At 73.3% G+C, this 11,195-nt stretch carries 10 protein-coding genes; 7 read left to right on the top strand and 3 right to left on the bottom strand.

What is annotated here, in order from left to right; translation table 11 throughout:
* Positions 1-191: 191 nt before the first annotated feature.
* The 3 genes from ACQPZA_RS17495 to ACQPZA_RS17485 form a co-directional block, all read right to left on the bottom strand.
* Positions 192-689: a Rieske (2Fe-2S) protein gene (locus ACQPZA_RS17495; protein ID WP_433282342.1), complete on the bottom strand. Its 498-nt coding sequence runs from the start codon at positions 687-689 to the stop codon at positions 192-194.
* Positions 690-693: 4 nt separating this feature from the next.
* On the bottom strand, positions 694-1,254 hold the full coding sequence (locus ACQPZA_RS17490; RefSeq protein WP_246267278.1) for a DUF6529 family protein: 561 nt from the start codon (positions 1,252-1,254) through the stop codon (positions 694-696).
* Between the two features lie 245 nt (positions 1,255-1,499).
* Complete coding sequence (locus tag ACQPZA_RS17485; protein WP_433282340.1) at positions 1,500-2,225, bottom strand: hypothetical protein; 726 nt, start codon at positions 2,223-2,225, stop codon at positions 1,500-1,502.
* Positions 2,226-2,430: 205 nt separating this feature from the next.
* Between ACQPZA_RS17485 and ACQPZA_RS17480 the strand changes: the two genes are divergently transcribed.
* From ACQPZA_RS17480 to ACQPZA_RS17450, 7 genes are all read left to right on the top strand, one after another.
* On the top strand, positions 2,431-2,970 hold the full coding sequence (locus tag ACQPZA_RS17480; protein ID WP_169398615.1) for a sigma-70 family RNA polymerase sigma factor: 540 nt from the start codon (positions 2,431-2,433) through the stop codon (positions 2,968-2,970).
* Positions 2,967-3,671 (top strand): anti-sigma factor family protein, encoded by a 705-nt coding sequence (locus tag ACQPZA_RS17475; RefSeq protein ID WP_433282338.1) that lies wholly within the window; start codon positions 2,967-2,969, stop codon positions 3,669-3,671. The genes ACQPZA_RS17480 and ACQPZA_RS17475 overlap by 4 nt, the downstream gene beginning before the upstream one ends.
* A 125-nt stretch (positions 3,672-3,796) precedes the next feature.
* Complete coding sequence (locus ACQPZA_RS17470; RefSeq protein ID WP_433282337.1) at positions 3,797-5,230, top strand: cytochrome ubiquinol oxidase subunit I; 1,434 nt, start codon at positions 3,797-3,799, stop codon at positions 5,228-5,230.
* An 18-nt stretch (positions 5,231-5,248) separates the two neighbouring features.
* On the top strand, positions 5,249-6,253 hold the full coding sequence (cydB, locus tag ACQPZA_RS17465; RefSeq protein ID WP_433282335.1) for a cytochrome d ubiquinol oxidase subunit II: 1,005 nt from the start codon (positions 5,249-5,251) through the stop codon (positions 6,251-6,253).
* Entirely contained in the window at positions 6,250-8,040 is a 1,791-nt protein-coding gene (gene cydD / locus ACQPZA_RS17460; protein WP_433282334.1) for a thiol reductant ABC exporter subunit CydD, read from the top strand. Before cydB ends, cydD begins: the two co-directional genes overlap by 4 nt.
* A complete protein-coding gene (gene cydC / locus ACQPZA_RS17455; RefSeq protein WP_433282332.1) occupies positions 8,037-9,788 on the top strand; it encodes a thiol reductant ABC exporter subunit CydC in 1,752 nt (583 codons plus the stop codon). The genes cydD and cydC overlap by 4 nt, the downstream gene beginning before the upstream one ends.
* Before the next feature lie 46 nt (positions 9,789-9,834).
* A complete protein-coding gene (locus tag ACQPZA_RS17450) occupies positions 9,835-11,178 on the top strand; it encodes a GH39 family glycosyl hydrolase (protein WP_433282330.1) in 1,344 nt (447 codons plus the stop codon).
* Positions 11,179-11,195: the final 17 nt, after the last annotated feature.

The following is an 11,195-nucleotide window of genomic DNA, read 5'->3' as shown; positions in this document are numbered from 1 at the left end:
TCGTCGCCGGCTCAGCCTCGATCGGCCCCGCCTCGATCACCACTGCGATGAGCAGTACCGCCATGATCACCACTGCGACTCCTCCGCCGCCCCGCGGCCACCGCGCCGTGCACGGGCCAGGTCGGCAGGAGTCTAGTGCGGAGGCGGCGCTGAGCCCGCCCCGAGCGCGTGACGCGGGACACCGGACCAGGTCAGGCCAGGACGATCGAGGTGCCCTCCACCGTGATGTTCTTCGCCGGCAGCGGGGACGCGGCCGGCCCACGCACCACCGAGCCGTCCGCGACCGCGAAGCGGCTCCCGTGGCACGGGCAGTCGATCGTGCCGTCGGCCACCTGCGACACCGTGCAGCCCTGGTGGGTACAGATCGCGGAGAACGCCTTGAACTCGCCTGCCGTCGGCTGGGTCACCACGACCTGCTGGTCGGCGAAGATGGTGCCGCCGCCGACCGGGACGTCGGAGGTGCTGGTGAGCGCCGTGCCGGTGGCTCCCCCCGACGGGGCTGCTCCCGACGGGGCCGCGCCCGGCGCGCCGGTGGGTGCCGGAGCCGGCGCCGGGGCCGGGGCAGGCGCGCCGCCCGAGCCGTAGCTGCTGCAGGCGGCCAGCGCGGCCACGCAGGCAGCGCTGCAGCCACCGACGACGACCGCGCGCCGGGAGAGGGCCGGGGTGGTCAGGTTCGCGTGCACGAGCATCTCCTCAGAAGGTCAGTCCCGATGTGGTGAAGAACCACACCGAGGAGGTCAGCCAGAGGGCGGTCATGGCCGTGAAGACCATCCCTCCGAGCAACGGCAGGCTCCATCGTGGGACGTGTGACCTTTGTAGGAGCAACATCTTCGTGACGAAGGTCCCGTAGAAGAAGCACCCGAAGAGCGAATGCAGAAGCGTGCGCATCGAGCCCGTCTGGAACCCCAGAGCGTAGAGGCAGTGCACCGCGACCGGCACGGTGACCAGCACCGCCACCCGTCCTGACCAGCGGTGCAGGGCCGCGACCCAGGGTCCGGGCGCAATGCTGCGGATCCGCCCGTACATCACCATCGCCGAGCCGAGCTGCACCAGTACCAGCAGGAACGCCACGGTGGCGAGCCAGGACTTCACCGCGAGGCCGCTGGAGAAACCGGCCAGGTTGATCGCGAAGAAGGTGGGCTCGTGCACCCGGCCGTACACGCCGAGCCCGACGGCGACCAGCGAGCCGACGGCGCCGCACACCAGGACCCCTCCGGGGCCGGGGCGACGGCGGGCCGCATGCGAGGCGGGCATCGTTGCGCTCATCGCACGCCCTCGCTGCGCTCGGCCGGCCCATCGGGAGCCGTCACAGCGCGCAGGCGCTGTGACACCGACTCGCTCGCACGCTCACTCATCGCTCACCCTCGCTGCGCTCGGCCGGCGCTTCGCGCAGGCGCTGTGACACCGACTCGCTCGCACGCTCGCTCATCGCACGCCCTCGCTGCGCTCGGCCGGCGCTTCGCGCAGGCGCTGTGACAATGATTCGCTCGCACGCTCGCTCATCGCCGGATCACCGCGGAGCCGCCGTCGAGCGACGTCACCTCGACGGGCACCCCGTCGAGCACGACGGCACCCGGCCGGGCGGGGTCGAGCACGGGCGCGGGTCGCCGCTCCCCCGCCGCGGACGCCACGCCGGTCACCTCGCCGTCGCCGGTGACGACCCAGCCGACGCGGGTGGCCACGCCGCGGACGTCGGCCCGTCCCTCGTAGAGCCCTGCGGGTGCCGCGACGCCCTCGGCCTCGAACGACCACTCCTGCCCGCCCGCGGTCACGGTGCCCGCCGACGAGGCCTCGTTCGCGGTGCCGGTGATCGTCGTCGCGCCGTCCTTGCTCGTGAGCGACAGCTGGTCGCCCGACAGGACGCCTTCGAGCCAGGCCTCCGTCGCGGCGCCGTCGCACACGTACCCGACCGCGCGGCCGTCCTTCACCGCGATGGCCACCGACAGCTCCCGGCCCGAGGTCCAGCCCGCGTAGGCCTTCTCGGCGACCGCCGGGGCCGCAGCGGCGTCGGACCCGGCCTTCGGGGCGGCCTCGGGCGCGGCTTGCGGTGCGAGCCGGCCCAGGTCGACGACGGTGGACGGCGCGGTGTCCCCCGCCGTCGGGTCGACCAGTGCGGCCGTTGACGTCTCGGTGGCAGCCCTCTGGCTCATCGTGTTGGCGACGAGGAATCCGGCGCCGAGTGCGACGACCGCGGCCAGCGTCACCAGGGGCGCGTAGCTCTTCATGTTCTCCCCGTGAGGGTCGGAGCCCGGCCTGCTGCCGGACCATGGTCACTCTGCACACGGCACGCGGACCGAAACGGTTCAATCGGATATTTTGCGTAACCACTGACAAGGGCGCACTGAACCTCCCGCGTCTGCGACACGTGCCATCAGTAGGTGTGGCTCCATCAGGTGCCGCATCCGTCCGCCGTCCCAGGGAGCCTGGAACATGCCCGACGTACGACCTCGCGCACGTGACGAGGCCTTGGTGCATGCCGTCTACCAGGAACACGGGCGTGCGCTGCTCGCCTACGCCACCCGGCTCACCGGCGACCGCGGCGCCGCCGAGGACGTCGTGCAGGAGACGCTGATCCGGGTCTGGCGCCACCCCGAGGTGGTGGCCAACGGCCGGGGTTCCACGCGTGGGTGGCTGCTGACGGTGGCGCGCAACATCGTCACCGACCGGATCCGGGCCAGAGCGGCCCGGCCACCGGAGGTGCCGGAGAGTCCGGACACCCCGCCGATCCAGCGTGACCACGCCGACCGCGTCGCCACGTCCGTCACCGTGCTGGCCGCTCTCGAGGAGCTCTCCGAGGACCACCGCGGCGTGCTAGACCAGATCTACTTCCAGGGGCGCAGCCTCGGGGAGGCGGCCACTGCGCTCGGCATCCCGGCGGGCACGGTCAAGTCGCGGTCCTACTACGCGCTCCGGGCTCTCCGGGAGCGTCTCACCACCCGGGACACGGCAGGGGACGAGGTGCCGGCATGACCCACGCCTACAGACCGCACGACCGTGAGGAGCTGGGGGCTTACGTCCTCGGTCTCCTCACCCCCGAACAGGCACACGCGGTGGAGGAGCACCTGGCCTCGTGCCGCGAGTGCCATCACGAGTGGGAGGAGTTGCGCGAGATGACCGACCTGCTCGACGAGGTACCGCCGGAGGTGTTCCTCGACGGGCCGCCCGACGGCGACCTGGTGCTGCAACGCACCTTGCGCCAGATTCGGTCCGAGGTCGGTTCGCAACGACGGCGCAAGCGGCTGTCGCTCGTGGCCGCGAGCGTCGTCGGCATGGCCGTCGTGCTCGGCGGCGGGGTCGCGCTCGGCCGGACCACCGCCGGCCCCCCGACGGTGATCGCCGCACCCGCGCCGGCCGAGGTACCCACCGATGCGCAGGTGCTCACGGGCACCGGGCCCGACGGGGTGGTGATGACGGCGATGCTGACCCCCGCCACGGGATGGGTGCGCGTCAGCGCCACGGTGCAGGGGATCCCGGCGGGTGAGCGCTGCCGCCTGGTGGTGGTGGCCCGCGACGGCAGCCGCCAGGTGGCCGGGAGCTGGCTCGTGCCTCCGACGGGCTGGAAGGAGGGCGTGACCCTCCACGGCTCCGCGATCATCGCGCCCGACCAGGTGGCGTCGGTGATGGTGGAGAACGAGGCGGGGCGCCAGTTCGCCCATCTGCAGACCGCCTGACCCCTACCGACCGGCAGCGGCCCGACAGGGCAAAAAGGAGATCAGGAACACCTCTCCGCAGCGCCGTTTTCTACGTACTGTAGAACTACTACAGTACGTAGAAGTTCGGCGAGCGGAGGCTGCGCGTGGACGCCCTGGACCTGGCCCGCTGGCAGTTCGGGATCACGACGATCTATCACTTCCTGTTCGTGCCACTGACGATCGGCCTCTCGGTCGTCGTGGCCGTCCTCCAGACGGCCTGGCACCGCACCGGGAACACCGAGTACCTGCGCGCCACGAAGTTCTTCGGCAAGCTCTTCCTGATCAACTTCGCCATGGGCGTGGTCACCGGCATCGTCCAGGAGTTCCAGTTCGGAATGAACTGGAGCGCCTACTCCACTTTTGTCGGGGACGTCTTCGGCGCCCCGCTGGCGCTGGAGGCGCTGCTGGCGTTCTTCCTGGAGTCCACGTTCCTGGGCCTGTGGATCTTCGGGTGGGACCGGCTGTCGCGCCGGGTGCACCTGGCGACGATCTGGGCGGCCGCGATCGGCTCCAACCTGTCGGCCTACTTCATCCTCGCCGCCAACGCCTGGATGCGGCACCCGGTCGGGTTCGCCGTCGACCCGGCCACCAAGAGGGCGCACCTCACCGACATCGGGGCCGTGCTCACCAACTCCCAGGCCTGGTCGACCTACCTGCACGTCGTCTCCGCCTCGTTCGTCGTGGCCGGCCTGTTCGTGGTGGCGGTGAGCGCCTACAAGCTCCTGCACCGCGACACGGCCCCCCACGCGAGCGAGCCCGGGATGTTCCGCCGGACCCTGCGCGCCGGGCTGCTCACCACCGTGATCGCCGGGGCCGTCGTCGTCTACTCCGGCGACCACCAGGCCAAGCTCGCGGCGCAGTACGAGCCGATGAAGCTCGCCTCCGCCGAGGCGCTGTGGAACACCGAGGACGCCGCCGGGTTCTCGCTCTTCGCCGTCGGTGACCACTCGCTGGGCGAGGTCGGCATGGGACAGAACATCATCGACGTGCAGGTGCCCTACGTCCTGAGCTTCCTCGCCACCGGCTCCCCCGCAGGCGAGGTCCAGGGCATCAACGACCTGCAGCAGCACTACCAGCAGCAGTTCGGCCCGGGTGACTACACGCCGAACATCCCGGTGATCTACTGGTCGTTCCGCCTGATGATGGGCCTCGGCATGGCCGGTGTGGGGATCGGCGTCCTCGGGCTGTGGCTCACCCGCCGCGGTGCCCTGCCCGAGCAGCGCTGGATGTACCGCGTGGCGATGGCGGCCCTGCCCGCCGCGATGGTGGGCAACATCTTCGGCTGGGTGCTCACCGAGATGGGCCGCCAGCCCTGGACGGTGGTCGGCGAGCTGCTCACGGCCGCCAGCGTCTCGCCGGGGGTGAGCCTGGGCGAGGTGGCGTTCTCGCTGTCCGCCTTCACCGCGCTCTACGGGACGCTCGCGGTGGTCGAGGCCCGGCTCATGTGGCGCTACCTGAAGGCCGGTCCCGGCCACGTCATGCCCTACCCGGGCGAGGGCGAGCGCGAGCCCGACGCCGTTGCGGCGTTCACCTACTAGCAAGCGACGAGGAGAGTCATGGATCTCCCGACCATCTGGTTCGTCGCCATCGCGGTGCTCTGGACCGGCTACTTCGTGCTCGAGGGCTTCGACTTCGGCGTCGGGATGCTGCTTCCCGCGCTCAGCAGGGGCACCGACCCCGCCGAGCGGGAGGCCGACCGGCGCGTGGTCATCAACGCGATCGGCCCGGTCTGGGACGGCAACGAGGTCTGGCTGATCACCGCGGTCGGCGCCATGTTCGCGGCGTTCCCGGTCTGGTACGCCGCCACGCTGAGCGGGTTCTACCTCCCGCTGCTGCTGATCATCCTGGCCCTCATCGGCCGCGGCGTGGCGTTCGAGTACCGCGGGAAGGTGGACGACGCCCGCTGGCGCGCCCGCTGGGACGCCGCGATCATCGCGGGCAGCGCCGTGCCCGCGTTCCTGTGGGGCGTCGTGTTCGCCAACATCGTCCGCGGCGTCGAGCTCGGCCCCGACGCCGTGGTGACCTCGCGGCTGGTCGACCTGCTGAGCCCGTACGCGCTGCTCGGCGGGCTCACCACCCTGACGCTGTTCGTGCTGCACGGCGCGGTGTTCCTCGCGCTCAAGACCGACGGCCCGGTCCGCCACCGCGCCGGCGTCACGGCGCGCACGGCAGGCCCCGTCGCGCTGGTGGCCCTGACCGGGTTCCTGCTGTGGACCGGCACCGCGCACGGCGTGCCGGCGGTGCCGGCCGTCGTCACGGTCGCCGCCGTGCTCGCCGGGGTCGTCCTCGCGCTGCGCCGCCGGGAGGGCTGGGCGTTCACGGCCACGGCCGTCGGTGTCGCGGCGTTCACGGCCACGCTGTTCGGCTCGCTCTTCCCGGCCGTGCTCCCGTCGCTCGTCAGCCCGGCGTTCGACCTCACGATCGCGAACGCCGCGTCGAGGCCCTACACGCTGGGGGTGCTGAGCTGGATCGGCGCGGTGTTCCTGCCCGTGGTGATCGCCTACCAGTCGTGGAGCTACTGGGTGTTCCGGCGCCGGGTGACCAGGGCGCACGTCGCATGAGACCCCTCGACCCCCGGCTGGTCCGCACCACCCGCGCGGTGCGCGTGCACCTGGCGGTCACGGTCACCTGCGGCGCCGCCGCCACGGGGCTGATCCTGCTGCAGGCCTGGCTGGTGGCCCGCGCCGTGGCCGGAGCGGGCGCGGGGATCGGCGCGCAGGCGCTCGCGGGCACCGTCGGCGCCGTCGCGCTCGTGGCGCTGGCCCGCGCGGCCCTGTCCGCGGGCGCGGAGACGATGGCCCTGCGCAGCGCGGCCGTGGTGAAGTCCGACCTGCGCAGGCGCCTCGTCCGGCACGTCGCGGGCGGCGACCCCACGACGGCCGACGCGGGCGAGCTCGTCACGCTCGCCACGCGGGGCCTGGACGCCCTCGACGACTACGTCGCCCGCTACCTGCCCCAGCTCGTGCTGGCCGTGCTCGTGCCGGCGGCCGTCCTCGTGGTGGTGGTGCGGGCCGACTGGCTCTCCGCGCTGGTGATCGCGCTGACCCTGCCGCTGATCCCGCTGTTCATGGCGCTCGTGGGCTGGCACACCCAAGCCCGCACGCGCCGGCAGTGGCGGCTGCTGGAGCGGCTCGGCGGCCACTTCCTCGACGTCGTCGAGGGCCTGCCGACGCTGGCGCTGTTCCGCCGGGCGAAGTCCGAGGCCGCGCTGATCCGGCGCGTCACCGAGGAGCACCGCACCGCGACGATGGGGACGCTGCGGGTGGCGTTCCTGTCGGCCTTCGTGCTCGAACTGCTCGCCACGCTCGCCGTGGCACTCGTCGCCGTGGAGGTCGGGCTGCGGCTGCTCTACGGCCACCTCGGCCTGGAGACCGCCCTGCTCGTGCTGATCCTCGCGCCGGAGGCCTACCTGCCGCTGCGCGAGGTGGGCGCGCGCTTCCACGCCAGCACCGAGGGACTGGCCGCCGCCGAGCAGGTCTTCGCGGCGCTGGAGCGCCCCCGGACCGGGGCGACTCACACCCCCGAACCGGGCGACTCGCGGGTACTTCCCGCGAGTCGCCCGGTTCCCGCGCGCGAGTCGCCCGGAACTGCGGCACGGCCCGGGCCCGCTCCCGAGATCCGCTTCCACGACGTCGGTCTCGTCCATCCCGGACGGTCGGAGCCCGCACTGGCCGGAGTGGACCTGACCCTGCGGCCGGGTGCCACCGTGCTCGTCACGGGGCGCAGCGGGGCGGGCAAGACGAGCCTGCTGTCGCTGCTGCTGCGGTTCACCGAGCCGACCGCGGGGTGGATCACGGTCGGCGCACCGGGCGAGGAGCCCGTCGACCTGCGGGACGTGCCCGCGCAGGAGTGGCGGCGCCGGATCGCGTGGGTGCCGCAGCGGCCCTACCTGTTCGACGCGTCGGTGGCCGACAACATCCGCCTCGGCGCCCCCGAGGCCTCCGACGCAGCCGTGCGCCGGGCCGCCCGGCTGGCCGAGGCCGAGGAGCTGATCGCCGCCCTCCCCGACGGCTACGCGACCCGGCTCGGCGAGCGCGGCAGCAGGCTGTCGGCCGGTCAGGGCCAGCGCATCGCACTGGCCAGGGCGTTCCTTCGCCAGGAGACCGCGCAGGAGGGCGACGCCGGCGTGGCCCCGATCGTGCTGCTCGACGAACCGACCGCTCACCTCGACCCGGAGAACGCTGCGGCCGTGCGCGCGGGCGTGGCCCGGTTGCTCAGCGGGCACACGGGCGTGATCGTCGCCCACGACGCCGGCTGGGCGGACCTCGCCGACGGGGTGGTCCACCTGGACGCCGGACGGATCGCCGCACCGGTGGGAACACCACTGCCGGTGGGAGCGACCCGATGACACGCACGCGGGGACCGCTGACCCGCATGATCGCGCTGGCCCGCCCCCGGGGATCCCGGTTCGCGCTCGGCGTGCTGGCCGGCGCGACGGCCACCGCGGCCGGGGTGGGCCTGCTCGTCGTGGCGGCCTGGCTCATCGCCACCGCGGCGACCCACCCGCCGATCACCGCGCTGAGCGTGGCCGTGGTCGCCACCCGCGCGCTCGGCGTCACCCGGGGGCTCGCCCGCTACCTCGAGCGCCTGGTCACCCACGACGCCGCGCTGCGGACGCTCGCCGACGTGCGGGTACGCGTGTACGCGCGCCTGGCGCGCACCGAGCCGATCCACCGCTTCCGGACCGGCGACCTGGTGACGCGCCTGGTCAGCGACACCGACGCGACGCAGGACCTGCTCGTCCGCGGCCTCACCCCGCCGCTGGCCGCGCTCGTCACCGGGGCGGGTGTCGTCACCGTCGCCACGGCGCTGCTGGTGCCCGGCGGCGTGCTGCTCGCGGCCGGGCTGGTCCTGGCCGGGTTGGCCGTCCCGCTGGTCGCGGCGGCGGCAGGACGCGAACCGGGCCGCCGCCGCGCCGCCGCCAGGGCGGCGCTGTCCACCGCGGTGGTCGACGTGGTGCACGGCGCTCCCGACCTCGTCGTCTACGGGGCGATGCCCGCCGCGCTGGCCCGCGTCGAGGAGGCCGGCGCCGAGCTCACCCGTGTGGAGCGGCGCGACGCCGGACTGCTCGGGCTGGGGGCGGGCGCGTCGGCGCTCATCGCCGGGCTGACGCTCTGGGGCACGCTGCTGCTGGGCGTCGGCGCCGTCGGGAGCGGCACGCTCGGGGCGGTACCGCTGGCCGTCCTGGTGCTCACGGCGCTCGCTGCGTTCGAGATCGTCGCCCCGTTGCCCGGGGCGGCGGCCCGGCTGGGCGCCGTACGGGCGGCGGGCGCCCGGCTGTTCGACGTTCTCGACACGCCACCCGCGGTCGAGGTCCGGCCGGCGCGGCCGGTCCTCCCGGAACGCGGCCTGCGCATCTCCGGGCTGCGCGTCCGCTACGGGCCGGCGGAGCCGTGGGCGCTCGACGGGGTCGACCTCGACGTCCCCCCGGGACGGCGCATCGCCGTGCTGGGCCCGAGCGGGGCGGGCAAGAGCACCCTCGCCGACGTGGTGTTCCGGTTCCGCGACCCGGACGAGGGCACCGTCCTCCTCGACGGGGTCGACATCACCACCCAGGAGCCGGACACCGTGCGGGCCCGGGTGAGCGGGGTGCCGCAGGACCCGCACGTCTTCACCAGCACCGTCCGGGAGAACCTGCGGCTCGCCCGGCCCGACGCGTCGGACCCGGAACTGTGGGACGTGCTGGAACGCGTCCGGCTCGCCTCCGACGTCCACGCCGCAGGCGGCCTCGACACCGAGGTCGGCACGCACGGCACCCGGCTCTCGGGCGGCATGCGGCAGCGGCTCGCGCTGGCCCGCGCGCTGCTCGTCGAACCGGACCTGCTCGTCCTCGACGAGCCCACCGCCCACCTCGACCCGGAGACGCGCGATGCGGTGCTCGACGACCTCCTCGCCGCGACCACCGGACACACCATGATCTTGATCACGCACGACCTGAGCAGGCTCGACCGGTTCGACCAGATCGTCGTAATGGTCGGCGGCCGGGTCGTCCGGCGCGGAACACCTGAGCAGCTCAGCGCCCTACCGGGTGGATATCACGCCGGCCTCCCCTCTCAGTCCGGCCACAGCGGCGGTCCGGCACTCTGCAGTCGATAGGGTCCGAACTCCTCCCCAACTCGCTGACCCCCGGATGAGGTTCGTCGTGCGTCGTGCCCACCTCGCCGCCGTTCTGGTGGCGCTCACCCTGGCGTTGGTCGCCTGCTCATCCGGTGCGGTCGCGCCGACGGGGCCGGTGAACCTGTCACAGGAGACGCTGAAGGCGATCGGGCTCGGTGCCGACTGGAACTGGAAGAAGCAGGCCGCCCCGCTCCAACTGGGCGTGACGCACACGCAGGAGAGCCTCGACCCCGAGGAGCCCGCACAGGCGCGCGACCGCGGCGTCGCCGTGCTGAAGAACAACGGCGCCATCTGGCAGAACGTCCACCTGATGGGCTTCGGCACGCTCAACCCGGAGCCCGCACCCGGCCAGTACGACTGGTCCACCCTCGACCAGCGCATGAAGCTCGTGAAGGACACCGGCGGGCGCACGGTGCTCACGTTGTGCTGCTCGCCGGACTGGATGAAGGGCGGCGCCCCGGGCGAGACGGACTGGTCCCAGCTGGAGACGGCCCCCGAGCCCGCCCACTTCGACGACTTCGCGGCGCTGGCGGCCCAGGCGGTGCAGCGCTACCCGCAGATCGAGCGGGTGCTCGTGTGGAACGAGCTCAAGGGCTTCTACAACAGCGCACTGAACCGCTGGGACTACGAGGGCTACACCGAGCTCTACAACAAGGTCTACACGGCGGTGAAGGCGGTGCGGCCCGACGTGCAGGTGGGCGGGCCCTACGTCGTGATGACCAGCCTCGACCCCGGGTCGCCCGACTCCTCGGACGTGCGGGGCCCGTGGGGCGTGGCCGATCAGCGCGCCCTCGACGTGGTGGACTACTGGCTGGCCAACAACGTGGGCGCCGACTTCATCGCGGTGGACGGCGGCACGGCCACTCGCAACGACACGGTCGCGGCACCGGCGGACGCCGCCGCGCGCAAGTTCGCCGACCTGACCGCCTGGATCAGGCAGCGCAGCCCGCTACCCGTGTGGTGGGCGGAGTTCTATCCGGACGTGCCCTCCGGCGAGGACGGGGGCCCCACGAGCCAGGCCAGCGCGGCGTCCACCCTCGCCGTACTGGCGGCCTACGCCCAGTCGGGCGTGTCGGTCGCGCTGCTGTGGGGGCCGCAGGGGGCCGACCTGGGGTTCTCCGCGCTCTGGACCGACAGCACAAAGTCCGACGGCGGGCGCCCCACCCCGCTCACCGCGCCCTGGCAGTGGCTGGTGCCCCGGCTGGCAGCGGGTGACGTCTCGGTCGGGCACTCGCCGAACCTGCCGATCCTCGCGTTCCGGGCCCCCGACGGCCTCCTGCTGGTCAACCTCACGGCGAAGCCGATCGAGCTCACCGGAACCGAGTCCCTGCCGCCGTGGGCGGTGCTGCTGTCCCCCCGGGTCCCCTGACCCCGGTTCGCACCGCG

It is taken from the genome of Pseudonocardia xinjiangensis (assembly GCF_050948425.1).
In the GTDB taxonomy this organism is placed as follows: Bacteria; Actinomycetota; Actinomycetes; order Mycobacteriales; family Pseudonocardiaceae; genus Pseudonocardia; species Pseudonocardia xinjiangensis.
This window is presented reverse-complemented; position numbering and strand designations above follow the sequence as displayed.

Coding starts and splice junctions, on each gene's coding strand:
- ACQPZA_RS17480 (WP_169398615.1), top strand. CDS start 2,431: ATGCCCGACGTACGACCTCGCGCACGTGACGAGGCCTTGGTGCATGCC.
- cydB (WP_433282335.1), top strand. CDS start 5,249: ATGGATCTCCCGACCATCTGGTTCGTCGCCATCGCGGTGCTCTGGACC.
- ACQPZA_RS17495 (WP_433282342.1), bottom strand. CDS start 689: ATGCTCGTGCACGCGAACCTGACCACCCCGGCCCTCTCCCGGCGCGCG.
- ACQPZA_RS17475 (WP_433282338.1), top strand. CDS start 2,967: ATGACCCACGCCTACAGACCGCACGACCGTGAGGAGCTGGGGGCTTAC.
- ACQPZA_RS17485 (WP_433282340.1), bottom strand. CDS start 2,225: ATGAAGAGCTACGCGCCCCTGGTGACGCTGGCCGCGGTCGTCGCACTC.
- cydD (WP_433282334.1), top strand. CDS start 6,250: ATGAGACCCCTCGACCCCCGGCTGGTCCGCACCACCCGCGCGGTGCGC.
- ACQPZA_RS17490 (WP_246267278.1), bottom strand. CDS start 1,254: ATGCCCGCCTCGCATGCGGCCCGCCGTCGCCCCGGCCCCGGAGGGGTC.
- cydC (WP_433282332.1), top strand. CDS start 8,037: ATGACACGCACGCGGGGACCGCTGACCCGCATGATCGCGCTGGCCCGC.